This window comes from Kribbella sp. NPDC050281 (genome assembly GCF_040655855.1).
GTDB lineage: Bacteria > Actinomycetota > Actinomycetes > Propionibacteriales > Kribbellaceae > Kribbella.
Window position 1 is genome coordinate 106998 of record NZ_JBFAKS010000009.1, and the last position, 26702, is coordinate 133699.

At 69.2% G+C, this 26702-nt stretch carries 27 protein-coding genes; 4 read left to right on the forward strand and 23 right to left on the reverse strand.

The window, feature by feature from the left end:
- Nucleotides 1-47 precede the first annotated feature (47 nt).
- A complete protein-coding gene (locus AB0I34_RS12305) occupies nucleotides 48-1037 on the forward strand; it encodes a helix-turn-helix domain-containing protein (RefSeq protein ID WP_360443769.1) in 990 nt (329 codons plus the stop codon).
- An 8-nt stretch (nucleotides 1038-1045) separates the two neighbouring features.
- On the opposite strand, the gene AB0I34_RS12310 is transcribed toward AB0I34_RS12305, so the two are convergent.
- From AB0I34_RS12310 to AB0I34_RS12355, 10 genes are all read right to left on the reverse strand, one after another.
- Nucleotides 1046-3079, reverse strand: a complete 2034-nt coding sequence (locus tag AB0I34_RS12310; protein ID WP_360443772.1) for a primosomal protein N' — start codon at nucleotides 3077-3079, stop codon at nucleotides 1046-1048.
- Nucleotides 3080-3141: 62 nt separating this feature from the next.
- Entirely contained in the window at nucleotides 3142-4335 is a 1194-nt protein-coding gene (metK, locus tag AB0I34_RS12315) for a methionine adenosyltransferase (RefSeq protein WP_360443775.1), read from the reverse strand.
- Nucleotides 4336-4523: 188 nt separating this feature from the next.
- Nucleotides 4524-5633, reverse strand: coding sequence for a winged helix DNA-binding domain-containing protein (locus AB0I34_RS12320; protein WP_360443778.1), 1110 nt, complete (start codon nucleotides 5631-5633; stop codon nucleotides 4524-4526).
- Nucleotides 5634-5672: 39 nt separating this feature from the next.
- Entirely contained in the window at nucleotides 5673-6926 is a 1254-nt protein-coding gene (gene coaBC, locus AB0I34_RS12325) for a bifunctional phosphopantothenoylcysteine decarboxylase/phosphopantothenate--cysteine ligase CoaBC (RefSeq protein WP_360443781.1), read from the reverse strand.
- Nucleotides 6927-6936: 10 nt separating this feature from the next.
- Nucleotides 6937-7239: a DNA-directed RNA polymerase subunit omega gene (gene rpoZ / locus AB0I34_RS12330; RefSeq protein ID WP_130388473.1), complete on the reverse strand. Its 303-nt coding sequence runs from the start codon at nucleotides 7237-7239 to the stop codon at nucleotides 6937-6939.
- 2 nt (nucleotides 7240-7241) lie between these two features.
- The gene (gene gmk / locus AB0I34_RS12335; protein ID WP_360443786.1) at nucleotides 7242-7883 is read right to left on the reverse strand and encodes a guanylate kinase; all 642 of its coding nucleotides are present in this window, start codon (nucleotides 7881-7883) and stop codon (nucleotides 7242-7244) included.
- Nucleotides 7884-7927: 44 nt separating this feature from the next.
- Nucleotides 7928-8242 carry an integration host factor, actinobacterial type gene (mihF, locus tag AB0I34_RS12340; RefSeq protein ID WP_132320042.1) on the reverse strand — a complete coding sequence of 105 codons (315 nt, stop codon included), beginning with the start codon at nucleotides 8240-8242 and terminating at the stop codon, nucleotides 7928-7930.
- Nucleotides 8243-8380: 138 nt separating this feature from the next.
- Nucleotides 8381-8755: a hypothetical protein gene (locus AB0I34_RS12345; protein WP_360443790.1), complete on the reverse strand. Its 375-nt coding sequence runs from the start codon at nucleotides 8753-8755 to the stop codon at nucleotides 8381-8383.
- Between the two features lie 127 nt (nucleotides 8756-8882).
- Nucleotides 8883-9242, reverse strand: a complete 360-nt coding sequence (locus AB0I34_RS12350; RefSeq protein WP_360444090.1) for a hypothetical protein — start codon at nucleotides 9240-9242, stop codon at nucleotides 8883-8885.
- Nucleotides 9243-9292: 50 nt separating this feature from the next.
- Nucleotides 9293-10156 (reverse strand): EamA family transporter, encoded by an 864-nt coding sequence (locus AB0I34_RS12355; protein ID WP_360443793.1) that lies wholly within the window; start codon nucleotides 10154-10156, stop codon nucleotides 9293-9295.
- Nucleotides 10157-10224: 68 nt separating this feature from the next.
- On the opposite strand from AB0I34_RS12355, the gene AB0I34_RS12360 reads away from it, so the two are divergent.
- The gene (locus AB0I34_RS12360; protein WP_360443796.1) at nucleotides 10225-11094 is read left to right on the forward strand and encodes a LysR family transcriptional regulator; all 870 of its coding nucleotides are present in this window, start codon (nucleotides 10225-10227) and stop codon (nucleotides 11092-11094) included.
- Here the strand turns inward: AB0I34_RS12360 and AB0I34_RS12365 are convergent.
- From AB0I34_RS12365 to pyrR, 9 genes are all read right to left on the reverse strand, one after another.
- A complete protein-coding gene (locus AB0I34_RS12365; protein WP_360443799.1) occupies nucleotides 11067-12029 on the reverse strand; it encodes a DUF4037 domain-containing protein in 963 nt (320 codons plus the stop codon). The two genes, AB0I34_RS12360 and AB0I34_RS12365, sit on opposite strands and share 28 nt — an antisense overlap.
- A gap of 110 nt (nucleotides 12030-12139) precedes the next feature.
- Nucleotides 12140-12976, reverse strand: coding sequence for an orotidine-5'-phosphate decarboxylase (pyrF, locus tag AB0I34_RS12370; RefSeq protein ID WP_360443802.1), 837 nt, complete (start codon nucleotides 12974-12976; stop codon nucleotides 12140-12142).
- Complete coding sequence (locus AB0I34_RS12375) at nucleotides 12973-14001, reverse strand: quinone-dependent dihydroorotate dehydrogenase (RefSeq protein WP_360443805.1); 1029 nt, start codon at nucleotides 13999-14001, stop codon at nucleotides 12973-12975. Before AB0I34_RS12375 ends, pyrF begins: the two co-directional genes overlap by 4 nt.
- Nucleotides 13994-17299, reverse strand: a complete 3306-nt coding sequence (gene carB / locus AB0I34_RS12380; RefSeq protein WP_360443808.1) for a carbamoyl-phosphate synthase large subunit — start codon at nucleotides 17297-17299, stop codon at nucleotides 13994-13996. The genes AB0I34_RS12375 and carB overlap by 8 nt, the downstream gene beginning before the upstream one ends.
- On the reverse strand, nucleotides 17299-18420 hold the full coding sequence (gene carA / locus AB0I34_RS12385; protein ID WP_360443811.1) for a glutamine-hydrolyzing carbamoyl-phosphate synthase small subunit: 1122 nt from the start codon (nucleotides 18418-18420) through the stop codon (nucleotides 17299-17301). The genes carB and carA overlap by 1 nt, the downstream gene beginning before the upstream one ends.
- Nucleotides 18417-18923 (reverse strand): hypothetical protein, encoded by a 507-nt coding sequence (locus tag AB0I34_RS12390; protein WP_360443814.1) that lies wholly within the window; start codon nucleotides 18921-18923, stop codon nucleotides 18417-18419. Before AB0I34_RS12390 ends, carA begins: the two co-directional genes overlap by 4 nt.
- Complete coding sequence (locus AB0I34_RS12395) at nucleotides 18920-20212, reverse strand: dihydroorotase (RefSeq protein WP_360443817.1); 1293 nt, start codon at nucleotides 20210-20212, stop codon at nucleotides 18920-18922. The genes AB0I34_RS12390 and AB0I34_RS12395 overlap by 4 nt, the downstream gene beginning before the upstream one ends.
- Nucleotides 20209-21150 carry an aspartate carbamoyltransferase catalytic subunit gene (locus AB0I34_RS12400; protein ID WP_360444093.1) on the reverse strand — a complete coding sequence of 314 codons (942 nt, stop codon included), beginning with the start codon at nucleotides 21148-21150 and terminating at the stop codon, nucleotides 20209-20211. Before AB0I34_RS12400 ends, AB0I34_RS12395 begins: the two co-directional genes overlap by 4 nt.
- Nucleotides 21150-21755, reverse strand: coding sequence for a bifunctional pyr operon transcriptional regulator/uracil phosphoribosyltransferase PyrR (gene pyrR, locus AB0I34_RS12405; protein WP_360443820.1), 606 nt, complete (start codon nucleotides 21753-21755; stop codon nucleotides 21150-21152). The genes AB0I34_RS12400 and pyrR overlap by 1 nt, the downstream gene beginning before the upstream one ends.
- 204 nt (nucleotides 21756-21959) lie before the next feature.
- Here pyrR and AB0I34_RS12410 point away from each other — a divergent pair, with 204 nt between their 5' ends.
- Nucleotides 21960-22472 carry a transcriptional regulator gene (locus AB0I34_RS12410; protein ID WP_131353620.1) on the forward strand — a complete coding sequence of 171 codons (513 nt, stop codon included), beginning with the start codon at nucleotides 21960-21962 and terminating at the stop codon, nucleotides 22470-22472.
- Nucleotides 22473-22746: 274 nt separating this feature from the next.
- Here the strand turns inward: AB0I34_RS12410 and nusB are convergent, their stop codons facing one another.
- Both nusB and efp read right to left on the reverse strand, forming a co-directional pair.
- Nucleotides 22747-23157, reverse strand: coding sequence for a transcription antitermination factor NusB (gene nusB / locus AB0I34_RS12415; RefSeq protein WP_131514879.1), 411 nt, complete (start codon nucleotides 23155-23157; stop codon nucleotides 22747-22749).
- A 25-nt stretch (nucleotides 23158-23182) separates the two neighbouring features.
- Entirely contained in the window at nucleotides 23183-23746 is a 564-nt protein-coding gene (efp, locus tag AB0I34_RS12420) for an elongation factor P (protein WP_360443825.1), read from the reverse strand.
- A gap of 140 nt (nucleotides 23747-23886) precedes the next feature.
- Between efp and AB0I34_RS12425 the strand changes: the two genes are divergently transcribed.
- Nucleotides 23887-24582, forward strand: a complete 696-nt coding sequence (locus tag AB0I34_RS12425) for a hypothetical protein (RefSeq protein WP_360443828.1) — start codon at nucleotides 23887-23889, stop codon at nucleotides 24580-24582.
- Here the strand turns inward: AB0I34_RS12425 and fxlM are convergent.
- The gene (fxlM, locus tag AB0I34_RS12430; protein WP_360443831.1) at nucleotides 24566-25780 is read right to left on the reverse strand and encodes a methyltransferase, FxLD system; all 1215 of its coding nucleotides are present in this window, start codon (nucleotides 25778-25780) and stop codon (nucleotides 24566-24568) included. The two genes, AB0I34_RS12425 and fxlM, sit on opposite strands and share 17 nt — an antisense overlap.
- A 34-nt stretch (nucleotides 25781-25814) precedes the next feature.
- Nucleotides 25815-26483, reverse strand: coding sequence for a response regulator transcription factor (locus AB0I34_RS12435; RefSeq protein WP_360443834.1), 669 nt, complete (start codon nucleotides 26481-26483; stop codon nucleotides 25815-25817).
- Between the last annotated feature and the right edge of the window lie 219 nt (nucleotides 26484-26702).

The following is a 26702-nucleotide window of genomic DNA, read 5'->3' on the forward strand; positions in this document are numbered from 1 at the left end:
GGTGTCGAACATTAGGCACAGGCCTAATCGAGGGGTAGCCTGCTCGGGTGATCACGATCAGCCTGAACGCCGGCGACGTCGGCCGGATCCGGTTCGCGCTCTCACCGGTGTGGGAGGCAGTGACCAGTGTTCGGGCGCTCAGCAACAACACCGCGCGCAGTGTGCACGGGCCGTGGCTGCAGAAGGTGCGGCCGATCATCGAGGGCCCGGATCTGACGTTGCTGAGGGCACTCATTCCGCCGGTCGGCTACATCCCCGACTTCATGACGCCGGCGCCACCCCGCCGGTCGACCAGCCTGGAGTCGGGCCTGGCCACGATCGCCGCCACGCCACACCATCTGGTGGTCAACGAGATCGGCCACGTGCAGGCAGACAATCCGCATCCCCTGCTGCCGGACCTGATCGCCCACCCGGCCAAGGCGCTGGAGCTGATCACCTCGTCGCTGGAGACGTACTGGCGGCGTGCGATCGAGCCCGACTGGCGGCGGATGCGGTCGCTGCTGCAGGAGGATCTGGCCTTCCGGCTGGACGAGCTGGCCAGTGGTGGGCTGGAGCGGCTGTTCCGGAGCCTGCATCCGTCCGTCCGCTTCACCGGCGATCGGATCGTGATAGAGCGGCCGTTCTGCTGCCACGGCGAGCCAATGACCGGCCAGGGTGTGCTGCTGGTGCCGTGCGTGTTCAACTGGCCGGCCGCGCTGGCGGTGACCGCGGCGCCGCACGTGCCGACGATCACGTACCCGCCGCGCGGTCTCGGGCGACTTTGGGAGGACCGGCTGGAGACGGCCGACTCGCCGCTCGCCGACCTGGTCGGGCGGACCCGGGCCGCGATCGTGAGTCACCTGGATCTGCCGATGTCGACGACGCATCTGGCCCATCAGCTCGGGGTGTCCGCGCCGACGTTGAGCGTGCACCTCGGCATCCTGCGGAACGCCGGTGTGGTCGATTCGCGCCGCGACGGCCGGACCGTGCTCTACTACCGCACCTCCCTCGGCAGCCAACTCCTGACCGCCGCCACTCCCCTGGCGTCCACCGCCTAAGGCACGGCCTAACCAAAGCTGGGCGGGTCCACCTGGATTCGGACGGAGCCGGGGTTCTTCTTCGTCGTGCGCGCGGACTGGGCTTCCTTGAGCGAGCGCGCGAGGGCGGTTCCAGCCGATCGCGGCGTACGGACCACCGCTCGGACAGTCTCGTCGTCGACGTCGACAGGGCCTAGGACCTCGAGGCCGGCCGTGGTTGGTAGCAGCGGGCGCAGCCGAGTGATGAGGTCGGCGACCGCGTCGGCGGGTCCGGTGAGTTCGGCGAGCTTCGCAGCGGGCGCGAGACGCGCGGCCCGGCGCTCCTCGATCTCGCGCGTGGCAAAGCCTTCTGGGCTCCAACGGACGACTGCCTGCAGCGGGAGCGCCGACGGCTCACCGACGAGGATGACTGTGCCGCCATCGCGGGCGGGCCGGACCAGAGCCGCCGCGTTGAACCACCGCCGTACTGCTTCCTCCGGCGCGCGCAGATCCGGGCGGGCGAGCATCAGCCACGTGTCGAGCAGCAGCGCCGCGCTGTAGCCCCCCTCCGCGACCGGTTCCGCGCCCGGCGTACTGACGATGAGCGCCGGTTTGTCCGGCACGACGTCCAGCACGTTGTCGCCCCCCGACGTACGAACCACCACTCCGGGAAAGGCTCGCCCCAACTCCTCCGCCGTACGACGGGCTCCCACGACGGCGGCGCGCATGCGGGTGTCACCACACTCCGGGCAACGGTGGTCGGCCGCGGGCCGTCCGCAGATACTGCAACTCGCCGGTCCGGGTCCCCCGGTACGACGCAATGTCCCGCCGCACGTCGAACACCGCGACGGCGCTCGGCACGTCTGACACACCAGGCTCGGTAGATACCCGGCCCGCGGAACCTGCACCAGCACCGGCCCGGACCGCAGCCCCTCCCGGGCGATCTCGAAGGCCCGATGCGGCAGCCGCGCCGCGCGGGCGGCCGGGTCGCGGGCCAGATCCGTGTCCGACTCCCCCGCGATGTGCACCGCCGGAGCCGCCGCCCGGATCACACTCCGGTCCGCGATCAGCTCGTGCGCGAAGCCTGACTCGATCAGCGCCGCCGAGTCCACCGACCGCGCGAACCCACCGACCAACGCCGCACACTTCTGCCGGAACGCCCGCAGCATCAACACCTCACGAGCATGCGGGTACGGCGCCCGCGGCTCGGCGTACGAGTCGTCACCGTCGTCCCACAACGCGACCAGCCCAAGGTCCGCCACCGGTGCGAACGCGGCCGCCCGCGTCCCGATCACCACCCGTGCACACCCCCGCAACGCCGCGAGGAAGGCGCGGTAGCGAGCGGTCGGCCCGAGATCCGCCGACAGTGTGACGAACCCCGCCTCCCCGAGCACCGCCGTACACGCCGCGGCCAACCGCTCGAGATCGCGCGCATCCGGCGCCAACAGCAACGCACCCCGCCCCGACGCCGCACACACAGCCGCGGCCTGGGCGAACGCGAGCGGCCAATCAGCCCCAGGCACGGCGGTCCAGATCGCACGCGGCGACTCCGATCGCGCGATCGCGTCCAGGAACCCAGCCGGGTACTGCGACCATTCGGAGCGCGAGGTGGACACCGGTGGCGGCGCGGGCTGGTTGCATCGCAGCGCCTCGCCCTCGACCTTCGCGTGGCGGGGCGGCACCGCCAACCGCGTCACGTCCGCGAACACTCCGGCGTACCGATCGGCGACCGCGCGGCAGAGGTCGGCGATCTCCGGCGTCAGCACCTGCTCGGGCGACACGACCTTCCGGATCCGGACGAGCTTGCCCTCATGGTCGGACGACTCCAGCCGCTCCAGCACGAACCCGTCCAGGTCCTTGCCGGCGAAGCGCACCTTCACCCGGGCACCGGGCTGCGCCGCCGCGGCCAGATCCTCGGGCACGAGATAGTCGAACGGCCGGTCCAGATGGGGCAGCGACACATCGACCGCGATCCGGGCCACCGGCAACGTCTCGGTGATGCCGGCCGGCTCCTTGGTCCGGGACTTGCGAACGGTATCCCGCAGCAGTGTCAGCTGCTCCGGCGAGTCCCCGTTCGATGTCACCGGGAAACTCTAGTCCGGTGGGACGACAGTGCGCGTGAGCACTGCCGTCCCCCTGTGGACAACTACTTGTTGATCGCGGCCTTCAGCGCCTCGACCCGGTCGGTCCGCTCCCAGGTGAAGTCCGCGCCGGTGCGGCCGAAGTGGCCGTTGCGGGCGGTCTGGGCGTAGATCGGCCGGAGCAGGTCCAGGTCGCGGATGATCGCGGCCGGACGCAGGTCGAACACCTCGCGGACCGCGTCGGCGATCTTGTCCACCGGCACGGACTCGGTGCCGAAGGTGTCGACGTAGAAACCGACCGGCGCGGCCTTGCCGATCGCGTACGCGACCTGGCACTCGACCCGGTCGGCCAGCCCGGCGGCGACGATGTTCTTCGCCACCCAGCGCATCGCGTACGCCGCGGAACGGTCCACCTTCGACGGGTCCTTGCCGGAGAACGCGCCACCACCGTGCCGCGCCATCCCGCCGTAGGTGTCGATGATGATCTTGCGGCCGGTCAGCCCGGCGTCACCCATCGGGCCGCCGACCTCGAACCGGCCGGTCGGGTTCACCAGCAGCTTGTAGCCGGCCGAGTCGATGTCGAACTGCTCGAGCACCGGGTCGACCACGTGCTTCTTGATGTCCGGCGTCAGCATCGAGTCCAGGCTGATGTCGGCCGCGTGCTGGCTGGACACCACCACGGTGTCGATCCGGACCGCCTTGTCACCGTCGTACTCGACCGTGACCTGGGTCTTGCCGTCCGGCCTCAGGTAGGCCAGCGTGCCGTCCTTGCGGGCCTCGGACAGCCGCTCGGACAGCCGGTGCGCGATGGTGATCGGCAGCGGCATCAACTCGGGCGTCTCGTTCGACGCGTAGCCGAACATCAGGCCCTGGTCGCCCGCCCCCTGCAGGTCCAGCGCGTCCTCCGACGCGTCCGAGCGCGTCTCGTACGCCGTGTCGACACCCTGGGCGATGTCGGGCGACTGACTGCCGATGGCGACCTGCACCCCACAGGACGCGCCGTCGAAGCCCTTCAGCGACGAGTCGTACCCGATCTCGAGGATGCGTGCCCGCACGATCCCCGGAATGTCGACGTACGCCGCCGTAGTGACCTCACCCGCGACCACGACCAGCCCGGTGGTGATCAAGGTCTCCACCGCGACCCGGCTGCGCGGGTCCTCGGCCAGCAGGGCATCGAGAATGGAGTCGCTGATCTGGTCAGCGATCTTGTCCGGGTGACCTTCGGTCACGGACTCGGACGTGAAAAGGCGCCTCGCCACAGTTCTCCCTCGGATTCCTCTTGTGCCACGCGGCTGTCTGCGGCAGCCGCGCGATCCCCCCAAATGCACCGACGGTTGGCGATGCATCTTGGGAAGTATGCCAGCAGTTTCGGCCCGCGTCCCGGCGACCCTCCGAATTCCTCCACTATACGGGATTCGCGGCCATATCGTGGACAGAGGGTCGGGTTTCAGGCGTGCGGACCGACCGCGACGTCGCCCACGGTGAGCGACGGTGTGCAGGCCAGGATCGCAGCCGACCGGTCCACCTCGGCTTCGAGCTGCCGGCGTCGCGTGCGGTTGAGGGAGGTGAGCGCCTCGACGGTGACGTGCACCGTCCGGCCGGCCTTCTTGTGGTGCCAGACGCCCGCGACGATGCCGTCGATCAGCACAAGCGGGTAGTTGCCGGCCTGCCCGCGGGCGAGTGCCCGGGTGAAGGCCTTGCCCGGGAACAACAGCTCTCTCGGGTAGCTGCCGACGCCGTACGCATCGAAGTACGGCAGCAGCCTGACGCCTCGCGGCGGCTCGTCGTCGAAGTCACCGTCGCCTGGTGCGTGCCAGGCGGGCTGGCCGTCGAGCTGCACCTGCGGGAGGCCGGCGAAGTACGGCTTGACGAAGGTCGGCGTCGTGTTGAGCCAGCGGGCGAACTGCTGCGGCGTCGCGGGTCCGTAGGAGTGCAGGTAGCGGTGGAGAAGCTCGGTGAGCGCTGCGTCGCCGTTCATCGGCTCGAACGGCTGGAAGCGGTGCGGGTTCGAGTACGTCGTCTTGCGGCCGCGGTTGGGTCCGTAGCAGAGGACGCCGGCGTTGGCCGCGACCGAGATCGCCTGCCGCCACCGTGGCCAGTAGCCCTGGAACGCCGGCATCACCAGGTCACCCGCCCAGGACCCAGTACGCCGTACGACCTCGTCAGAGAGTTCGTCGACGGTCAGGTCGTCGTGAGCGAGCGCTTCACCGATGGCGGCGATGACTTCCGCGGTCTGCTCCGGAGTCATCCGCATGAAGGGCGGCGCGAGCCCGGTCGGCAGAGCGGAGAGCGCCCCGGTCCACATCGGGAGATCGTCGAGCGGCAGGAGATGCACGGTCCCGCGTGGCCCGAACGTCTTCACGAGTCCGTCGGCCTGCTGCACCGTCTCCCGGGTGGCATCCGCGAGCCGGAGAGCCACGGACATCTCCCCCGCCGACAACACCTGGGCATGCGCCCCACACATCGCCCGTACGACGTCGACCGGAGTGGCACCGGGGTCGGTCAGGTGGTGTCGCTTCATCCGCCGGGCGACGACGGCCTGCCAGCTGATCTCCATACCCCGACGCTAACCGCCGAAGCGGACAGGTCCTGTCCTCTACTTCCAGTGAGCCGCGACCAGGTTCCAGATCACTCCGGCCAGCGCGTCTTTGCTGCCGGACGGGAACGGGAGGGCGCCGCCGTCGCGGTCGAGGATGACGGCGTCGTTCAGGTCGCTGCCGAAGACCTTGCCGCCGGAGACGTCGTTGACGACCAGCAGGTCGCAGCCCTTGCGCTCCAGCTTGGCGCGACCGAGCTCCAGCACCGAGTGCTCCGCGTCGCCGGTCTCGGCGCCGAAGCCGACAATCACCTGGTTCGCCCGGCGGCGGTCGTGCGAGACCGTCTGCAGGATGTCCACGTTCTGCACCAGGTTGATCGCGGGGACCGCACCGTCCTCGGTCTTCTTGATCTTGTGCTCGGCGACCTCGGCCGGACGGAAGTCGGCCGGGGCGGCCGCCATCACGATCGCGTCCGCGTCCGCGGCGCGACCAGTGATCTCGTCGTACAGATCGCCGGTGCTGACGACCGGGACGACCTGGACGCCAGCCGGATCGGGCAGCTCGGAGTTCGCCGCGACCAGCGTGACCTTGGCGCCGCGCGCGGCGGCGATGCGGGCCAGGGCGTAGCCCTGCTTGCCGGACGAGGAGTTGCCGAGGTAGCGGACCGGGTCGAGGTGTTCGCGGGTCCCGCCGGCGCTGACCAGGACGTGCTTGCCGGTGAGGTCGGCGACCTCATGACCGGCGGCGCGGGCGGCCTCGTCGGCGAGCATCAACTGGCTGATCGCGAAGATCTCCGACGGCTCGGGCAACCGGCCGCGGCCGGTGTCCGTGCCGGTGAGCCGGCCGACGGCCGGGTCGAGCACGGTGATGCCACGGGACCGCAGGGTGGCGACGTTCGCCTGAGTGGCCGGGTGCTCCCACATCTCGGTGTGCATCGCGGCCGCGAACAGGATCGGGCAGCGCGCGGTCAGCAGCGTGTTGGTGAGCAGGTCGTCGGCCAGGCCGTGGGCGGCCTTGGCGATCAGGTTGGCGGTGGCCGGAGCGACCACGACGAGCTCGGCGGCCTTGCCGATCCGGACGTGCGGAACCTCATGCACGTTGTCGAACGGATCGGCCGTCACCGGCTGACCGGACAGTGCGGCCCAGGTCGCCGCACCGACGAACTCCAGCGCACCCGCGGTCGGGACCACCCGCACACTGTGCCCGGACTCGGTCAGCCGTCGCAGCAGGTCACAGACCTTGTACGCAGCGATACCGCCGCCGACTCCGAGCACTACATTCGGCCGGCCCACGCCGGCGGACCCGGTCGCCATCGCCCGAGAACTACTCGGACTTCTCCGCGGCGGCGGCTTCCGCCTCGGCCTCGGGGTCGATGTCGGTGCAGGTCAGAACGCCCTCGTTGATCTCGCGCATCGCGATCGAGAGCGGCTTCTCCTGAACGTGGGTCTCGACCAGCGGACCGACGTACTCGAGCAGGCCTTCGCCCAGCTGCGAGTAGTAGGCGTTGATCTGCCGCGCCCGCTTGGCCGAGTACAGCACCAGCTTGTACTTGGAGTCGGTGCGGGTGAGCAGGTCGTCGATCGGCGGCGACGTGATGCCGATGGCGACGGGCTGGTTGCCAGACAAGGTCAGCTCTTTCCAGAGATGGAGGGTGATCGAATCAACTTTACCAACTGATCAGCGGCTTCCCGAACCGACGCGTTCACGATCGTCGCGTCGAACTCCTTCTCGGCGGCCAGTTCGACGGTCGCGGTCTCGAGCCGGCGCTCCCGCTCCTCCGGAGTCTCGGTGCCGCGGAAGACCAGGCGCCGGACCAGTTCGTCCCAGCTCGGCGGGGCCAGGAAGACGAACTGCGCCTCCGGCATCGACTCGCGGACCTGGCGGGCACCCTGCAGGTCGATCTCGAGCAGGGCCGGGCGGCCCTCGGCCAGTTTGTCCAGCACCGGCTGCTTCGGGGTGCCGTAGCGGGCCGCCTTGTGCACCACCGCCCACTCCAGCAACTCACCGTCGGCGATCATCCGGTCGAACTCGGCGTCGGACACGAACAGGTAGTGCACGCCGTGCACCTCGTTCGGCCGGGGCTTGCGGGTCGTGGCCGAAACGGAGATCCAGATGTCCGGGTAGCGCTCCCGGACGTCGGCGGCCACCGTGCCCTTCCCGACCGCCGTCGGCCCGGCCAGTACGGTCAGCACAGCTCCCCCGGTCGTCGACCTGCCGGCCCGGCCGGAGCCGGCCGGGTTGTCTGTCTGGTTCCTCGGGTGCGTGGTCATCGTCACACCAGTGTCCAACGAGCCGGGGAGAACTTCGGTTCGGCTCACTCGGCGAATTCGCGCTCGAGCGCGGCGATCTGGTTCGAGCCGAGGCCGCGCACCCGCCGCGTCTCCGAGATCCCCGCCCGCTCCATGATCTGCTGGGCGCGGACCTTGCCCACACCGGGGATGCACTGCAGCAGCGCGCTCACCCGCATCTTGCCGATCACGTCGTTCGTCTGTCCCTCGTGGAGCACCTCCGTCGGAGACGCTCCCGAATGCCGGATCCGGTTCTTGATCTCGGCTCGTTCACGCCGCGCCGCCGCGGCCTTGTCCAGAGCCGCCGCTCGCTGCTCCGGGGTCAAAGAAGGAAGTGGCACCGTTTCACCTGTCCCGTTGTGTGGCTTCGCAAGGGAACCTAACACGGCCACGGGCGCCTCCAGCGCCCAATCGGGGCATGTCAAGGCCCCCTGCGCGCACAGTCACCGGCCCGGCGGCGGATTGGACCGATCAGAGGGTCAGTTCAGCGCCGGGACGTCGACCTTGCAGGAGTCCTTCGCGTGCGTGCTGATCGCCTTGTACGCCGTCATGACGGTGCCGGTCTCCTTGCTCAGCCGAGCCAGTTCGACCCGGTCCGAGCCCGCCTTCTGAGCCTTCTCGGCGAAGCCGACCACGACGCCCCAGTCGTCCTTCACGTCCGCGGGGGCAGACTCGCGCAGCTTCTTGGCGTCCTCGAGGATCTTCACGTAGTCGGCCGGCTTCTGCGGGTCGACGTTCACCGCGTTGGCGGCGTACCCGGCGAGGTCGACGCAGTAGGCCTGCTCCTCGGTGCAGGCGGTCAGCGTGGCGGTACCGGCGATGACGGTGGCGGCCAGGGCGAGGGTGCGCTTCATGCCTGCCGAGGCTACCGGCGGTGATCAAATTATCAGAAACGAATACTTTCCGCAGCCGCGCGGACCGGACGGCGCGGAACAGGACGGCGCGGAAGAGGACGGCGGGGACGGCCGCCGTCCTGGCGGGTCAGCCGTCGATGGTGACCTTGCAGGTGTCCTTGGCCTGCTTGCCGATCGCCTCCATCGCGGGGGTGATCTTCTCGCCGTCGCTCTTGGCCAGCTCGGTCAGCTTGTCCATGTCGCCGTTCGCGTCCTGGGCCTTCTCGGCGTAGTCGAGCACGATCTTCCAGTCGTCCTTCAGATCGTCCGGCGCCGACTTGGACACCTTCTTCGCCTCGTCGAGCATCTTGCCGACCGCCTCGGAGTCCTTGATGTCGAGGTTCTTGGCCGCCTCGGCGTAGTTCTGGAGCTCGCTGCAGTAGTCGCCACCCGAGCACGCCGTCAGCGCGCCGACACCCAGGGTCATTACCGCCGCGAGGGCCGCCACCTTACGCAATTGCATTCCTTACTCTGCTGGGAGGAGACCGTCACTCCCCGTCAGCGGACACCCTTCCGGACGGCGGGGTCAAACGGCCGGATCAGGATCGCGACGGCGTTCGCGGTCACGATCACCGCGATCGCGATCCAGTCGATCGGGCCGAGGTGCTGATCGAGTACGACCAGGCCGACCAGGGCGGCCAGCACCGGGTTCACGCTCATGAAGACGCCGAAGAACTGAGCCGGCACCCGGCGCAGCGTCAGCAGGTCCACCAGGAACGGGACCGCCGACGACAGCACCCCGGCGACCAGCGCGTATGACACCGCCGCAACCGTCGGTGGGTGCTGCCAGAGCACGAACGCACCGATCGGGACGTACACCAGAGCGGACACACCTGCTGCCGCGGCCGATCCGGTCGCGCCTGGCAGCTCGCGCCCGACGACCCCGTTCAGCAGGATGTAGCAGGCCCAGCAGACAGCCGCGAGCAATCCGAGTCCGATGCCGACGTAGTCCGACGTCGCCTGCGGCCGGGTCAGCAGCAGGACCGCGGGTGCGGCAGTCAGCGCACACAGCAGATCGACTATCCGCCGCGACCCGATCAACGCGACCGCCAACGGCCCCAGGAACTCCAGCGTCACGGCCAGCCCGAGGCCGATCCGGTCGATCGCCGTGTAAAGCGACAGGTTCATCACCGCGAACACGGCGGCCAGCGCCAGCACCGCACGCCATTGCCGCCTGGTGATCGCCCGCAGCTTCGGTCGCCCGACCGCGAGCAGCACCGCCCCGGCCATCCACTGCCGGACAGCCACCACGCTGACCGGTCCGATGACGGGAAACGCGAGCGCGGCGACCGACGCACCCACCTGAGTCGACAGCCCGCTTCCGAGCATCATCGCTACCCCACCCAGCCGACCTCTCTCCATGCTCAGAGGTTCCGTGCCGCCGCGCCTTCGGCAAAATGCATCGGCGCAGCGATCTATACGCTGGGGTTATGGATCTCGAGCTCCGGCACCTGCGGTGCCTGGTCGCCGTGGTGGACACCGGGACGTTCACCGACGCGGCGATCGAGCTGGGCGTCTCCCAGGCCGCGGTGTCGCGGAATCTGTTGGCGCTGGAGGGTCGGCTGGGTGTTCGGCTGCTGTACCGGACGAGCCGGTCAGTGACGCCGACGACCGCGGGCGTGCAGGTGCTGGCACGGGCTCGCCAGATCCTCAACGACGTCGACGAGTTGGTGACTGAAGCGACGACCGGGCACACGCGGTTGCGGATCGGGCATGCCTGGTCGGCGATGGGACGTCATACGGCCGAGTTCCAGCGGCGATGGGCCGCCGAGCATCCAGAGATCGAACTGCAGCTGATCCGGACCAACACGTCGACCGGCGGGCTCGCGGAAGGACTGTGCGATCTCGCGGTCGTCCGCACCCACATCGACCTGCGCCGGTTCGCGCACACCACAGTCGCCCAGGAACGCCGGTACTGCGCCATGCCCGCCGACGACCCGCTCGCCCGCAAGCGCACGGTCACCCTCGGCCAACTCCGCGACCGCGTCCTGGTCATCGACCGAAGGACCGGCAGTACGACGGCCGATCTCTGGCCCGAGGAAGCACGCCCACGGATCGAGTACACGCACGACGTCGACGACTGGTTGTCCGCCATCGCCTCCGGCCGTTGCGTGGGTGTCACTCCGCAGGCGACGACAACGCAGTACCGCCGGGACGGTGTCGTCTACCGTCCGCTCCGCGACGCACCGCCGGTCGACGTCCACCTGATCTGGCACCGTCAGGACCCGCACCCCGCGACCCAGGCGGCAGTCGACCTACTGTCCGGCCTGTATCACCGGTCCAGGAGCTCGACCAACTGACGGCGGTCGTTCACACCCCAGAAGGCCTCCCGAACCCGCTCGATCCCGCCCACCGGCCAGCGCTCGGCGATCCGCTTCACCTCCGGATCCTCGATCCCCGCCGCGAGGGCGCCCGGAAAGTCGCCCCAGACCACCTTGAACGGCCGGCCACACATCTGCTCGACTCCGAGCTTGATGGGCGGAGTGATCTCCAGCCGGTTGTGCAGTTCACCCAACGCCCGGTACGCCTCCATCAGCGCCGCCTCCCGCTCCTGCCAGGTCTCGGCCCGCAGCACCTCGCGCAGCAGCGGTCCGACCGCCGGACCGCAGGGCAGCCGGCTGAACGCAGTACCGAACCACTTCCGGTACGGCGCGTACTCGCGCTCCATGAGGAAACACAGCTGCATCAGGTCGTGGACGAGGTGCGCACCCATCACCGCCGACCCGAGCTCGTCCCCGACGTACCCGGACCGGCCGACCAGATTCATTTCCGGATGCACCCGCCACCAGGCCGCGATCAGCAAATAGCGCCATACGTCCGGCGGATAGTAATTCAACCGGTCCCGCACGGTCTGCAACCCCAAGTCGTCGTGAAAGACACCACCGGCGGTCTGCATCCGCAGGAAAGACTCCGGAAACGTCAGCCAGTCCCGGACCGCGAGTTCCTGATCCGGATCGAATCCCAACTGCTTCTGGTAGTACGACCGGAGCGTGTGGACCTCGACGAAGGAGCGCCGCCCCTCGAACTCGTCCGGCACGTCCGGCTCCAGCATGACGCCGTCCTGAACGAACACCAGCGCCCGGGGGTTCCAGTCGTGGTCCCCCGACATCTCGTCGTCGAACCCGAGCACCTCCGAGCCGCGTCCCATCAGCCCCGCACTGTGTGGCACGTCGACCACCGGTCGCACCTTCTCCTGATAAAACCGCCGGCTCAACTCCAACCCAGAAATGAACATGCCGAAAAGATCGCACGCCAGAGCCACGGAATTCAAGAAAAAACACCAAATGGCGCGAAATTCATCGCGCCATTTGGTAAATCAAATTCTATCGAACAAATCGGCCTTTGTCAGTACCCCAGCACCGTCCGGAACGCGTCGTTGGCGCGGTCGGCCGCGTCCTGCAACGCACCAGCGCTTGGACCGGCACCGAGGATCTCCCGCGAGCTGGACGGTACGACGTTGCGCACCGCCGACCCGAACACGGCCGCCAGGCCCTCGGCGGTGCCACCCTGGGCGCCGAGCCCGGGCGCCAGCAGCGGACCGTTGATGTCGAGGACCTCCTCGGTCGGCTTGATGGTCGCGCCAACGACCGCACCGAACGACCCCAGCCCATCAGCGCCGGCGTTGAGCGATCGCAACCCGTCCAGTACCGCGCCCGCCACCGTCGGACCGTCCGCGGTCCGGGCCGACTGGAACTGCGGTCCCTCCGGATTCGAGGTCAACGCGAGCACGAACAGACCGGCGCCGGACTCCCGGGCCACATCGATGGCCGGCTGCAGCGACCCGAACCCGAGGTACGGGCTGACCGTCAAGGCGTCGCACGCGAGCGGCGCCTTCTCCGCCAGGTACGCCGCCGCGTACCCATCCATGGTCGAGCCGATGTCACCGCGCTTGGCGTCGATGACGACCAGCGCACCGGCCTCCCGCAGCCGGATCGTCGCCTGCTCGAGAACGGCGATCCCGGCCGAGCCGAACCGCTCGAAGAACGCCGACTGCGGCTTGAACACCGCGACCCGGTCCGCCAGCGCGTCCACTACGCCGTACGTGAACGACGCGAGGCCGTCCGGGTCGTCGGGCAGATCCCAGGCGGCCAGCAGATGCGCGTGCGGGTCGATGCCCACGCACAGCGGGCCGCGGGTGTCCATGGCGGCCCGGAGCCGGGCGCCGAAGGGTTGGTTGCTCATCTCACTCCCCGATTGATCTGACGGACAAGGCCGGGGCCGCGGTAGATCAGCCCGGTGTAGATCTGGACGAGACTGGCGCCGGCGTCGAACAGCCGGGCCGCGTCGGCGGAGTCGAGAATGCCGCCGACACCGATGATCGGCAGGGTTCCCCCGGTCTCCGCATGGATGTGGGCGACCGTCTTGGCCGCCGTCTCGGTCAGCGGTCGCCCGGACAGGCCGCCGGTCTCGGACGCCAGCGGGTGCGACTCCACCCCGGGCCGGCTGATCGTGGTGTTGGTGGCGATGATCCCGGCAATGCCGACCTCGGTGCAGACCTGCAGCAGTTCGTCGATCGCCGACGAGGTCAGGTCCGGCGCGATCTTCACCAGGATCGGCTTCCCGTCCAGACCGCCGACGCTCAACGACGAAGCCTCAGCCCGCAGCGCTGTCAGCAGCTCGCGGAGGTGCCCGGCATCCTGCAGGGAGCGCAGCCCCGGCGTATTCGGCGACGACACATTGACCGCGAAGTAGTCGCCGTACCGGTAGAGCCGCCGCAGCGACGTCACGTAGTCCTCGACGGCATTCTCGAGCGGGGTCACCTTCGACTTCCCGATCGAGACGCCCAGCGGGTAGCCGAGCGGTCCGTACGCCGCCAGCCGGGCAGCGAGGGCCTCGGAGCCCAGGTTGTTGAACCCCATCCGGTTGATCACGGCCTCGTGCTCGACCAGCCGGAACAGCCGGGGCTTCTCGTTCCCGGGCTGCCGGTGCGCGGTGACGGTGCCGACCTCGACGAACGCGAACCCGAGCGCCCGCCAGGCCGGCAGCGCGATCCCGTTCTTGTCCATGCCCGCGGCCAGGCCGACGGCACCCGGGAAGCGCACGCCGAAGACCGTCCGCTCCGAGCCGGTCTGGAAACGCGACATCAAGCGGACGGCACCCGGAACGCGGCCCAGCCGTCGCAGGGCGTTGAGCGTCCGCTCGTGCGCGACCTCGGCGTCGCCCTTCCCCAGCCGGTACAGGACCGGCCGGACGACGCGGCTATACACCGCGGATCCTCGGCACCCAGTCCTGCAGCGACCGTACGCCGATGTCACCGGCCCGTTGCGCCTCGATCCCCTGCACGGCGGCCGCCAGCCCCTGCACCGTGGTGATGCACGGGATGTTCCGGGCCACCGCGGCGCTGCGGATCTCGTATCCGTCCAGCCGGGGCGAGCCGCCCTGGGTGATCCCGATCGGGGTGTTGACGATCAGGTCGAGTTCGCCGTCGTGGACCATCTGGACGATGGTCGGCTCGCCGTTCGGGCCCGGACCCTGGCTGTTCTTGCGGACCGTGATCGCCTCGACCCCGTTGCGGCGCAGTACGTCGGCCGTCCCGTCGGTCGCGTAGATCTCGAAGCCCAGATCGGCCAGCCGCTTCACCGGGAAGATCATGTGCCGCTTGTCCCGGTTCGCCACCGAGACGAACACCTTGCCGGCGCCCGGCAGCGGCTGCGACGCGCCTGCCTGCGACTTGGCGAACGCCGTACCGAACGTGTCGTCGATACCCATCACCTCACCGGTCGAGCGCATCTCCGGCCCGAGCACGGTGTCCACCGACCGGCCGTCGACCGTCCGGAACCGGTTGAACGGCATCACGGCTTCCTTCACCGCGATCGGCGTGGACGTCGGCAGCGTCCCGCCGTCGCCCTCGGCCGGCAGCATGCCCTCGTCGCGCAGCGACGCGATCGTGGCACCGAGCATCACCCGGGCCGCCGCCTTCGCCAGCGGCGTCGCGGTCGCCTTCGACACGAACGGCACCGTCCGGGACGCCCGCGGGTTCGCCTCCAGCACGTACAGCACGTCACCGGCGAGCGCGTACTGCACGTTCAGCAGACCCCGTACGCCGACGCCGCGCGCGATCGCCTCGGTCGACTGGCGGATCTTCTCGATGTCCGCGTTCCCGAGCGTGATCGGCGGCAGCGCGCAGGACGAGTCACCGGAGTGCACCCCGGCCTCCTCGATGTGCTCCATCACGCCACCGAGGAACAACTCCTCGCCGTCGAACAGCCCGTCCACGTCGATCTCGACCGCGTCGTCGAGGAACCGGTCGATCAGCACCGGATGCTCCCACGATCCTGTGCCACCGCTCAGCCGTCCCAGCGCCGCGGTCAGTTCGGCCTCGCTGTAGACGATCTCCATCCCGCGGCCGCCCAGCACGTACGACGGCCGCACGAGCACCGGGAACCCGATCTCCTCGGCGACCTCACGCGCCTCGTCGGCCGACATCGCCGTACCGTGCTTCGGCGCCGGCAGCGCCGCGTCCGCGAGCACCTTCCCGAACGCGCCCCGCTCCTCAGCCAGGTGGATCGCCTCCGGCGACGTACCCACGATCGGTACGCCGGCGTCCGCGAGCCGCTGGGCCAGACCCAGTGGCGTCTGCCCGCCGAGCTGCACGATCACCCCGGCGACCGGTCCGGCCTGCATCTCGGCGTACACGATCTCGAGCACGTCCTCGCAGGTGAGCGGCTCGAAGTACAGCCGGTCCGAGGTGTCGTAGTCGGTCGAGACCGTCTCCGGGTTGCAGTTCACCATCACCGTGCAGTAGCCCGCGTCGCGCAGCGCCATCGACGCGTGCACACAGGAGTAGTCGAACTCGATCCCCTGCCCGATCCGGTTCGGCCCCGACCCCAGGATCAGCACCGCCGGCTCGGTCCGCGCCGCGACCTCGGTCTCCTCGTCGTACGACGAGTAGTGGTACGGCGTCTCGGCCTTGAACTCGGCCGCACAGGTGTCGACCGTCTTGTAGACCGGCCGGATCCCGAGCGCCTGCCGGACCCCGCGGACGACGTCCTCCGTCAGCCCGCGGATCTCGGCCAGCTGCAGGTCCGAGAACCCGTGCCGCTTCGCCAGTCGCAGCACCTCCGGCGTGAGCCGCGGCGCGGCCGCGGTCTGCAGGGCGATCTCGTGGATCAGGTAGAGCTGGTCCACGAACCAGGGGTCGATCTTCGTCGCATCGAAGATCTGCTCCGGCGTCGCCCCGGCCCGGATCGCGTCCATGATCGTCCGCAGCCGGCCGTCGTGTGGCGTCTTGATGGCCTCCAGCAACGGTTCGAGGTCGGTCGCGGGCGAGCCGGCCCAGGAGAACCGGGCCTCCGGCTTCTCCAGCGAGCGCAGCGCCTTCTGCAGTGCCTCGGTGTAGTTGCGGCCGATCGCCATCGCCTCGCCGACGCTCTTCATGTGCGTGGTCAGCGTGGCGTCCGCGGCCGGGAACTTCTCGAACGCGAACCGCGGCACCTTCACCACCACGTAGTCCAGCGTCGGCTCGAAGCTGGCCGGCGTCTGCCGGGTGATGTCGTTCGGGATCTCGTCCAGGGTGTAGCCGATCGCCACCTTGGCGGCGATCTTGGCGATCGGGAAGCCGGTCGCCTTGGAGGCCAGCGCGGACGAGCGCGACACCCGCGGGTTCATCTCGATCACGATCAGCCGGCCGTCGGCCGGGTTCACCGCGAACTGGATGTTGCAGCCGCCGGTGTCGACGCCGACCTCGCGGATGATGCCGATGGCAAGGTCCCGCATCACCTGGTACTCGCGGTCGGTCAGCGTCATCGCCGGCGCGACCGTGACCGAGTCGCCGGTGTGCACGCCCATCGGGTCGACGTTCTCGATCGAGCAGATGATCACGACGTTGTCGGCCTTGTCGCGCATCACCTCCAGCTCGTACTCCTTCCAGCCCAGGATCGACTCCTCGATCAGCACCTCGGTGGTCGGGCTGGCCTGCAGTCCGGCGCCCGCGATGCGGCGCAGGTCCGCCTCGTCGTACGCCATCCCGGAGCCGACGCCGCCCATCGTGAACGACGGCCGCACCACCAGCGGGTAGCCGAGCTCAGCCGCCGCACCGAACACGTCGTCCAGCGTGTGGCAGATCCGTGACCGCGCGACCTCCGCACCGAGGCTCTCGACGATGTGCTTGAACGACTCGCGGTTCTCGCCGCGCTGGATCGCGTCGACCGACGCGCCGATCAGCTCGACGCCGTACTTCTCCAGTACGCCGTTCTCGTGCAGGGCGATCGCCGCGTTCAGCGCGGTCTGGCCGCCCAGCGTCGCGAGCAGCGCGTTCGGGCGCTCCTTCTCGATCACCTTCTCGACGTACTCCGGGGTGATCGGCTCGACGTAGGTGGCGTCGGCGAACTCCGGGTCCGTCATGATCGTGGCCGGGTTGGAGTTGACCAGCACGACCCGGAACCCCTCCTCGCGCAGCACCCGGCAGGCCTGGGTCCCGGAGTAGTCGAACTCGCAGGCCTGACCGATCACGATCGGGCCGGAGCCGATCACCAGGACCGACTCGATGTCTGTACGCCGCGGCATCAGGCCCGCCCTTCCATCAGCTGAACGAACCGGTCGAAGAGGTAGGCGGAGTCGTGCGGACCGGCCGCCGCCTCAGGGTGGTACTGCACCGAGAACGCCAGCACCCGGCCGTCCTTCCCGGTGAGCTTCAGCCCTTCGACCACGTTGTCGTTGAGGGAAACATGGCTGACTTCAGCCGTTCCATACTCGGTCTCGACCGTCTGCTCGATCGGCGCGTCCACCGCGAAGCCGTGGTTCTGCGCCGTGATCTCCACCTTGCCGGTGGCCCGGTCGAGCACCGGCTGGTTGATCCCGCGGTGCCCGTACTTGAGCTTGAACGTGCCCAGTCCGAGCGCCCGGCCGAACACCTGGTTGCCGAAACAGATCCCGAAGTACGGCTTGCCCCGCTGCAGCAGGGCCTTGAGCAGGTCCGTCGGGTGCTCGGTGGTCTCCGGGTCGCCCGGTCCGTTGCTCATGAAGATGCCGTCCGGGTTCACCGCCAGCACCTCCTCCAGCGTCGCGGTGGCCGGCAGGACGTGCACCTCGATGCCGCGCTCGGCCATCCGCTTGGGCGTCATCGACTTGATCCCGAGGTCGAGCGCGACCACGGTGAACCGCTTCTCGCCCTCGGCCGGGATCACGTAGGGCTCGAACGTGGTGACCTCGGAGGCAAGGTCCGCACCGACCATCGGTGGCTGCTCCAGGACCTTCTCCAGCAGCGCGTCCGGGTCGAGGATCTCGGTGGAGATCCCGGCCCGCATCGCGCCGCGCTCGCGCAGGTGCCGGGTCAGTGCCCGGGTATCGATGCCGGAGATCCCGACGATGCCCTGGCCCTTGAGTTGGTCGTCCAGCGAGCGGGTGGCGCGCCAGTTCGACGGCACCCTGGCAGGGTCGCGAACGACGTACCCGGCGACCCAGATCCGCTGGGACTCGTCGTCCTCGTCGTTCACCCCGGTGTTGCCGATGTGCGGTGCGGTCTGGGTGACGATCTGGCGGTGGTACGACGGGTCGGTCAGCGTCTCCTGGTAGCCGGTCATCCCGGTGGTGAACACCGCCTCGCCGAACGTCTCGCCGGTCGCCCCGTACGACGTACCGGTGAATGACCGGCCGTCCTCCAGGACCAGCAGTGCGGGCTGGCTCATCTTTGCTCGACTCCGATCAGGGTCGCGATGGTTTCGGTCAGCGGTGCGGTGTCTGCCTTGCGGCGGGGACGGAAGCCGGTGTCGAGCTCGCGACCGTCGTGGTTCCAGGTGACCACCACCAGGCCGGACTTCTCCGCGGTCACCTTGCCGGCGATGCCACGGTCGGTCCGGACGGCGGTCAGGTGGTCCGCGGGGATGAACACATCCGCCGCGCCCTGCCGGTGGAAGATCAGGCCGGCCTCGCTGACGGCCAGGTCCGCGATACTGCGGACGCCCAGTTCGTGCACGGCGATCCGGTCCATCCAGTCGCCGGCCGAGGTGGTGGCGACGTAGATGCCCTCCACGCCCCGCTGATTGAACAAGTTCTTGTCGTTCTCGGGCACTGCGGGCAGCGGTGCCAGCTCGGCCTGCCGGGCCTGGCGGTTCCGCCAGCCCCGGAGCATGCCGTAGTACGCCAGCGCCAGCACCAGCAGCGTGCCGAGGATGCCCAGGAAGGCCTTCACCGGGCCGGCTTTCCGTCCAGGACGGTCGGCGTACCGCGCAGGAACGTGGCCACCACCCGGCCCGGCAGGGTCATCCCCTCGAACGGCGTGTTCCGCGACAGCGACACCGACTCCCCCGGTACGACGGTCCGCTCGACCGCCGGGTCGATCAGTACGACGTTCGCCGGTGCACCGGCCTCGAGCGGACGGCCGTGGTCACCGATCTGGCCGATCTCGGCCGGGCGGTAGCTCATCCGGTCGGCCACCTCGGCCCAGGTCAGCAGCTTGGTATCGACCATCGCGTGCTGGACCACACTCAGCGCGGTCTCCAGACCGATCATGCCGGGCGACGCCGCGCTCCACTCGCAGTCCTTGTCCTCGATCGGGTGCGGCGCGTGGTCGGTGGCGACGATGTCGATCGTCCCGTCGGCCAGACCCTCGCGGACCGCCTCGACGTCCTGCTTGGTCCGCAGCGGCGGGTTCACCTTGTAGACCGGGTTGTAGGAGGCGGCCAGGTCCTCGGTCAGCAGCAGGTGGTGCGGGGTGACCTCGGCGGTCACGTCGAGACCGCGTCGCTTCGCCGCCCGGACGATCTCCACCGAGCCCTTGGTGGACAGGTGGCAGATGTGCAGCTTCGAACCGACGTGCGCGTTCAGCAGGATGTCGCGGGCGATGATCGCCTCCTCCGCGACACTCGGCCAGCCGGTCAGGCCGAGGACGCCGGAGAGCGCTCCCTCGTTCATCTGCGCGCCCTGGGTGAGCCGCGGCTCCTGCGCGTGCTGGGCGATCACGCCGCCGAACGCCTTCACGTACTCCAGCGCCCGGCGCATCAGCGCGGCGTCCCAGACACAGTCGCCGTCGTCGGAGAACACCCGCACGCGCGCCGCCGAGTCCGCCATCGCGCCCAGTTCGGCGAGCTGCGACCCCTGCCGGCCTACCGTGACCGCGCCGATCGGGAACACATCGGCGTACCCGCCCTCGCGGCCGAGGCGCCAGACCTGCTCGACGACGCCTGCGGTGTCGGCGACCGGGTCGGTGTTGGCCATCGCGAACACCGCGGTGAACCCGCCCAGCGCGGCGGCGCGGGTGCCGGTGAGGACGGTTTCGGCGTCCTCGCGGCCGGGCTCGCGCAGGTGCGTGTGCAGGTCGACCAGCCCGGGCAGCGCGATCAGGCCCTTGGCGTCGATCGTCTCCACGTCCGCCGGCGTCTCGAGGTTGGTGCCGACAGCAACGATCTCGCCGTTGTCGATCAGCAGGTCCGCCACCTCACCGCCGACGATCCTCGCTCCGGTGATCAGGTACGAGCTCATGCGGTCTGCTCCTCAGTGGTTTCGTTGCTGCCGGACAGCAGTAGGTACAGCACGGCCATGCGGATGGCCACTCCGTTGGTGACCTGCTCGACGATGACCGAGCGGGTCGAGTCCGCGACATCGGCGCTGATCTCCATGCCGCGGTTCATCGGGCCGGGGTGCAGCACGATCGCCTCGTCCGGCAACTGCGCCATCCGGTGCACATCGAGCCCGTAGCGGCGGGTGTACTCGCGAGCGCTCGGGAAGAACGCGTCGTTCATCCGCTCCCGCTGCACTCGCAGCATCATCACCGCGTCGCTCTTCGGCAGCGCCGCATCCAGGTCGTACGACGTGACACACGGCCAGCTCGTCATGTCGACGGGCAGCAGTGTCGGCGGCGCGACCACGGTGACGTCCGCGCCGAGCGTGGACAGCAGCAGCACGTTGGACCGGGCGACGCGGGAGTGCAGTACGTCGCCGACGATCGTGATCCGGCGACCCTCCAGCGAGCCGAGGTGACGGCGCATCGTGAACGCGTCGAGCAGCGCCTGGGTCGGGTGCTCATGGGTGCCGTCGCCCGCGTTGACCACCGAGCCGGTCATCCAGCCCGAGGTGGCGAGCAGGTGCGGCGCGCCGGACGAGCCGTGCCGGCAGACCACGCCGTCGGCACCCATCGCCTGCAGGGTGAGCGCGGTGTCCTTCAGGCTCTCGCCCTTGCTCACACTGGAGCCCTTGGCGGAGAAGTTGATCACGTCGGCGGACAGCCGCTTGGCCGCCGCCTCGAACGAGATCCGGGTCCGGGTGGAGTCCTCGAAGAACAGGTTCACCACGGTCCGGCCGCGCAGCGCGGGCAGCTTCTTGATCGGGCGGTCGGCCAGCGACCGCATCTCCTCGGCGGTGTCCAGGATCAGATTCGCCTCGTCCCGGCTCAGATCCCCCGCACTCAGCAGATGCCTCATCATGCCTTCGCCCCCGTTCCGGTCTTGTCCGCGATCAGGACCGCGTCGGCTCCGTCGTACTCGGTGAGGTGGACGGTGACGCGCTCGACCAGGGAGGTCGGCAGGTTCTTGCCCACGTAGTCGGCGCGGATCGGCAGTTCGCGGTGGCCGCGATCGACCAGGACCGCGAGCTGGACCGCGCGCGGCCGGCCGATGTCGCCGATCGCGTCCAGCGCGGCCCGGATGGTGCGGCCGGAGAACAGCACGTCGTCGACCAGCACCACCACCTTGCCGTCGATGCCGCCGGGCGGGATGTCGGTGTGCTCCAGGCCACGGGGTGGTTTGAGCCGGATGTCATCGCGGTACATGGTCACATCGAGTGACCCTGTCGGTACGCTCTGCCCCTCGACCGCGGCGATCCGGTCGGAGACACGCCGGGCCAGGCCGACGCCTCGGGTGGGGATGCCGAGCAGGACGACCGGGTCGGCACCGCGGTTGCGCTCGAGGATCTCGTGCGCGATCCGGGTCAATGCCCGGGAAATGTCGGAAGCGTCCAGGACCGTACGGCTGCTGCGCTTCGGCGCGGCCGTGACGTCTGGGGACTCTGCGCTGTGGGCAGGGCTCATCGCTACCGTTCCTCCTTTCCCGCCTCTCTGGACGGGTCTTTAAAGGACGTTCGGACCGCTTGACATGGTATCGGATGTGACACGCCGTCTTGACGCTGGCCTCTGGCCCGGAATATTGTTACTCTGTGTAATCGAGGGGGTTTCACCGACCGGCCCGTTCCGGCAGGCCGGACCAGACGAAACTAGTCGGAGGGAAGAACCAGCGTGCCTAGCGAATACGCGAAGACACTGGGTGGCAAGCTACGTGCCATCCGCCAGCAGCAGGGACTGTCGCTGCATGGCGTGGAAGAGAAGTCCAAGGGTCGCTGGAAGGCGGTCGTCGTCGGCTCGTACGAGCGCGGCGATCGGGCCGTCACGGTCCAGAAGCTCGCGGAGCTCGCCGATTTCTACGGCGTGCCGATCCGTGAACTGCTGCCTGGTTCCGCCAGCGCGGCCGCTGCGGCTGCCGCTCCGCCCCGGTTGATCCTCGACCTGGAGGCTCTGCAACACCTCGACGCGAGCGAGGCCGGTCCGCTGACGCGGTACGCGGCCACGATCCAGGCTCAGCGCGGGGACTACAACGGCAAGGTGCTGTCGATCCGTCAGGACGACATGCGCACGCTCGCGGTGATCTACGACGAGTCGCCGACGACTCTGACCGAGCGCTTCATCTCCTGGGGAGTACTGAACCCGGAGGCGAAGGGCGACGTCGAGGAGTCCGAGGTAGCCGGCGCCTGAAGCGAGGCGTGAGAGACGGTCGGGGCTCGTAGCAGCTGGCCCGCGGCCGCCCGCCCGCTCCCTTCCGGGGCCGGGCTTGACCAGAACAAGCAGGAACGCAGTACAGAAGAGGCAGTACTGAAGCTGCGGGACCAGTGGCGGGCACCACCTCACCCGCCGCACCAGGCCGGGGCCGTTCCCCCCGCGCCACACCACGGGGACGACAAGCCGGCCCGGGACCGTACCGAGACGGTCACCGGGCCCGATACCCCGGAGGGCTCGCCCCCCTCGTTCCTCAGACGCCGAGGGTGGGCTTCAACTGCAGCAGTCTGGCCAGCAGGCCGTTCACGAACGCCGGCGACTCGTCCGTCGACAGGTCGCGCGCCATCGCGACCGCTTCGCTCACCGCGACCACATCCGGCACCTGGTCGTCGAACAGCAGCTCGTAGGTCCCGATCCGCAGGATGTTGCGGTCGACCGCGGGCATCCGGTCCAGGGACCAGCCCACCGAGTGCGTCTGCAGCAGATCGTCGATCACGTCGATGTGCTTCGCGACACCCTCGACCAGCGCCACGGTGAACTCGTTCACCGGCGGGTCGTTGTCCGCCACCCGGTCGGCCAGGGTGCCGCCGACCGGCAGTCCCCTGACCTCGGACTCGAACAGCACGTCGAGTGCGCGTTTACGGGCCTTGCTACGGGCAGACATGTTCTGTTGTCAGCTCTCTCGAACGTCAGGAGGTGACGCGGCCGAGGTAGTCCCCGGTGCGGGTGTCGACCTTGACCTTCTCGCCGGTGGTCAGGAACAGCGGGACCTGGATGTCGTAGCCGGTCTCCAGCTTGGCCGGCTTGGTGCCACCGCTGGAGCGGTCGCCCTGCAGACCCGGCTCGGTGTACTCGACCGTGAGCTCGACCGAGGCGGGGAGCTCGACGTACAGCGGCAGGTCCTCGTGCACCGCGACGATCGCGTCCTGGTTCTCCAGCAGGAAGTGGGAGGCGTCGCCGACCACCTCGGGCTGGATCTGCAGCTGGTCGTAGGTGGACTTGTCCATGAAGACGTACGCCGAGCCGTCGTTGTACAGGTAGGTCATGTCGCGCTTGTCGACCGTGGCCACCTCGACCTTGACGTCGGCGTTGAAGGTCTTGTCGACCACCTTGCCGGACAGCACGTTCTTCAGCTTCGTCCGGACCACGGCGCCGCCCTTACCCGGCTTGTGGTGCTGGAACCAGACCACGGACCACAGCTGCCCGTCCAGGTCGAGCACCATGCCGTTCTTGAGGTCGTTCGTCGTTGCCACGCGGGTATGCCCTTCGAAATCGATCAGCGGTAACAGTGGATTGTAGCGGTCACACCCCGCATCCTCCGATTCCGTGGCGGCGGACGGCCCCCGGTGGCCCGTAGGCTGGACCATCGGGACACCGGGACAGGAGGTCAGCCGTGGAGTTCGCGATCTTCGTCGTGATCATGATCATCGTCAGCCTGGTCGCCAAGGCCAAGCAGCAGAGCAAGGGAAGCGGTACGCCGAACGCCCGCGTCCAGGCGGTGATCAACCGGATCCAGACCGAGGTGCAGAAGAACGGCGGCCCGCCGCTCCAGCTCGGGCCGAAGTACGCCCAGTACACGCAGCCCGCCCAGCCCGCACAGGCGCCGCAATACCAGTCGGCCCAGTACCAGCCGTACCAACCGGGTCCGTACGAGCAGTCGCAGTACCAAGCGGCCCGGCATCAGACGCCGCCGCGGCAGGACACGGATGCCCGGGTGCGGGAGCTGATGATGGCGGGCCACGAGGTGAGCGCGGTCCGGCTGCTCTCCGACGAGCAGGACATGGGCCTCCTGGAAGCGCAGGAGTACGCCCGCGCCCTGATCGCTCCAACCGCCAATCCAGCGGGAACCGCGAGCAAACCCGCACAGGACAAGCCGGCGCCGGAGACCCCTGAGCCTGAGGCCGACGAGGACACCCGGTACGTCGGCTCGGCCGCGTTCGCCGAGTCGATCTTCGACCTGGACCGCGACGAGGAGACCTGGGCCAGCGGCTGGGTCGACAAGCCCGAGCCCGACGACCGTTCGGACATCGACGAGCTCTGGGAGACGGTCCGGAACGCGGCGCGCCCCGGGACTACCCCGGCCAGTTGACGGTGACGCTGCTGTGCCGCCGGTCGATGTGGAAACCGGCGGGCGGTTCAGTCCCGGCCGCGTCGACCCGGTAGCGCGGCCCGGGACCGTGCCGAAGCCGGCGGTTCCAGATCCGCACCTGGTCGATCAGCCGGTCGATCAGGTCGTCCGCGTCCGGGCCGTGGCCGTTCACCCCGAGTTCCATGTGCGACTCCGGCCGCCGCTTGGCCGGACACGACGTCAGATACGCCACGCTGTCGCCGGTTGCCACCGCCGCCGCTCCCCAGTGCGGCGACGGCGTGACCACGCCTTCCTCCTGGAGCGATCGCTCCGCGGACAGAACGCAGTACCCGGGCAGTGTGCTGGCCAGCCAGAGCTGGAGGTCCGACAGCTGTTCCTCGCGGTTGACCACGACGCCTGACCAGACCTGTTCGCGCGGCTGGTCCAGGACCCCGTCGAACGGGTGTTCCTCCGGCACCTGGTCCTCGTCGAAGCTCACACTCGCCGCGTCACCCCGGATCGAGATCAGCCGCTCGTAGTTCGCCCCCGCTCCCTGCATGGAGACGAAACCGCACGGCGTCGTCGACCGGCTCTCCAGATGCTCGTCCACGCGGTCGAACGCGATCGACCGCGTCTGCCCCCGCAGTCGCAGCGGTACGACGATCCGGCCGCCGGCGCCGAGCTGATCGCTCCAGGCCGGCGCGATGTCCCACGCCGTCACGGTCACCACGATCCGGTCGTACGGCGCGTCCTCCGGCACGCCGAACTCCCCGTCGGCCTCGACCACACGGACATCGCCGTACCCGGCATCGTCGAGCACGACCCGGGCCCGGTCGGTGACCTCGGGGTCGATGTCGACCGTCGTCACGGCGCCCTTCGGCCCGGCCAGTTCGCGCAGCAGCGCGGCGTTGTAGCCGCCGGAACCGATCTCCAGCACGCGATCGCCGGGACGGACCTCGGCCTGCTCCAGCATCAGCGCGACGATGCTCGGCTGCGACACCGAGCTGATCACCACCCCGGCCGCGTTGCGCTTCATCAGTACGACGTCGTCGGCGTAGGCGATGTCGAGGCTGCTCCGGGGGACGAACAGATGCCGTGGCACGCTGGCGAAGGCCGCCGCCACCCGCTCGTCCCGAATGGTGCCTTCGGCAACCAGATGCCGGGTCAGCGCCGCACGCAGCGCATCGGCCTGGGCCGCGTCGCTGCGCTGATCTGTCATGCATCCAGCGTAGTCGCGCGCCGACCCGAGCGGGCTAGATCAGGCCCTCACGCAAGGCGTAGGCGACGGCGTGCGAGCGGTTCCTCAGTTGCAGGCGGCTGGTGACGTCGTGCAGGACGTTCTTCACCGTCCGCTCGGAGTAGGACAGCTCCCGGGCGATCTCCTGGGTGTCCTTGCCGTCGGCCACCAGGCGCAGTACCTGCGTCTCGCGGTCCGACAGCCCGGTGTGCGACAGCCCGCGCGGTGCGAGCACGTGCCGCTGCATCCGCGACACCTGACCGAGCAACCGGCCGAGCAGATCGGGTGGCAGGCTGCCGTCACCCGCGGCGGCGGACTGCACCAGGTGCACGATGCGGTCGGCCGTCGCCTCGGTCCGCCGCAGTACGCCGGACACCCCCAACTCGACCGCAGTCATCAGCGCGTCGTCGTCGATCACGCTGCCGATCAGCACAGTCCGGCGGCACCCCCGCTGAGTGGCCGACCGGAGCACCTGGACCGCGGCTGCGTCCAGCGAGTCGACGGCGATCAAGGCAACCGCCGGCGGGGCGGTGCGCTGGTCGGTCGACTGGCTCTGCAGCGCGGCCAGGTCGGTCTCGTTGATCATCGCGATCTCCGGCCGCTGCCTGAGCGCGTGCACGAGCCCGAACTGCGACAGCGGGTCCAGCGCTTTCACCCAGACCGGAATACGTTGTTGCGTCGTCATTCTTGTCACTCCCCCAGAGCGTTGATGAACCGAACGGACCGAATCCGAAGTCACACGAAGCCCCCACATCGTCGATTCCGATCGTGACCCCTGGCCTTCAGCCAGCCTTAAGAACTGGTGACGGCCACAACACGACCCGATCCCTAGCGTGAGGCATCCACATTTCACCGGCATCTCAGCCTGATCTCTTGGCCGCATCGCCGCCCCCGGCCGGCCCCA

Coding starts and splice junctions, on each gene's coding strand:
- AB0I34_RS12365 (WP_360443799.1), bottom strand. CDS start 12,029: ATGTTCATTTCTGGGTTGGAGTTGAGCCGGCGGTTTTATCAGGAGAAG.
- fxlM (WP_360443831.1), bottom strand. CDS start 25,780: ATGACAGATCAGCGCAGCGACGCGGCCCAGGCCGATGCGCTGCGTGCG.
- coaBC (WP_360443781.1), bottom strand. CDS start 6,926: ATGGCGACCGGGTCCGCCGGCGTGGGCCGGCCGAATGTAGTGCTCGGA.
- carA (WP_360443811.1), bottom strand. CDS start 18,420: ATGAGCCAGCCCGCACTGCTGGTCCTGGAGGACGGCCGGTCATTCACC.
- AB0I34_RS12395 (WP_360443817.1), bottom strand. CDS start 20,212: ATGAGCTCGTACCTGATCACCGGAGCGAGGATCGTCGGCGGTGAGGTG.
- AB0I34_RS12435 (WP_360443834.1), bottom strand. CDS start 26,483: ATGACGACGCAACAACGTATTCCGGTCTGGGTGAAAGCGCTGGACCCG.
- AB0I34_RS12320 (WP_360443778.1), bottom strand. CDS start 5,633: ATGGAGATCAGCTGGCAGGCCGTCGTCGCCCGGCGGATGAAGCGACAC.
- carB (WP_360443808.1), bottom strand. CDS start 17,299: ATGCCGCGGCGTACAGACATCGAGTCGGTCCTGGTGATCGGCTCCGGC.
- gmk (WP_360443786.1), bottom strand. CDS start 7,883: ATGACCACGCACCCGAGGAACCAGACAGACAACCCGGCCGGCTCCGGC.
- AB0I34_RS12355 (WP_360443793.1), bottom strand. CDS start 10,156: ATGGAGAGAGGTCGGCTGGGTGGGGTAGCGATGATGCTCGGAAGCGGG.
- AB0I34_RS12360 (WP_360443796.1), top strand. CDS start 10,225: ATGGATCTCGAGCTCCGGCACCTGCGGTGCCTGGTCGCCGTGGTGGAC.
- AB0I34_RS12345 (WP_360443790.1), bottom strand. CDS start 8,755: ATGAAGCGCACCCTCGCCCTGGCCGCCACCGTCATCGCCGGTACCGCC.
- pyrF (WP_360443802.1), bottom strand. CDS start 12,976: ATGAGCAACCAACCCTTCGGCGCCCGGCTCCGGGCCGCCATGGACACC.
- nusB (WP_131514879.1), bottom strand. CDS start 23,157: ATGTCTGCCCGTAGCAAGGCCCGTAAACGCGCACTCGACGTGCTGTTC.
- pyrR (WP_360443820.1), bottom strand. CDS start 21,755: ATGAGCCCTGCCCACAGCGCAGAGTCCCCAGACGTCACGGCCGCGCCG.
- AB0I34_RS12400 (WP_360444093.1), bottom strand. CDS start 21,150: ATGAGGCATCTGCTGAGTGCGGGGGATCTGAGCCGGGACGAGGCGAAT.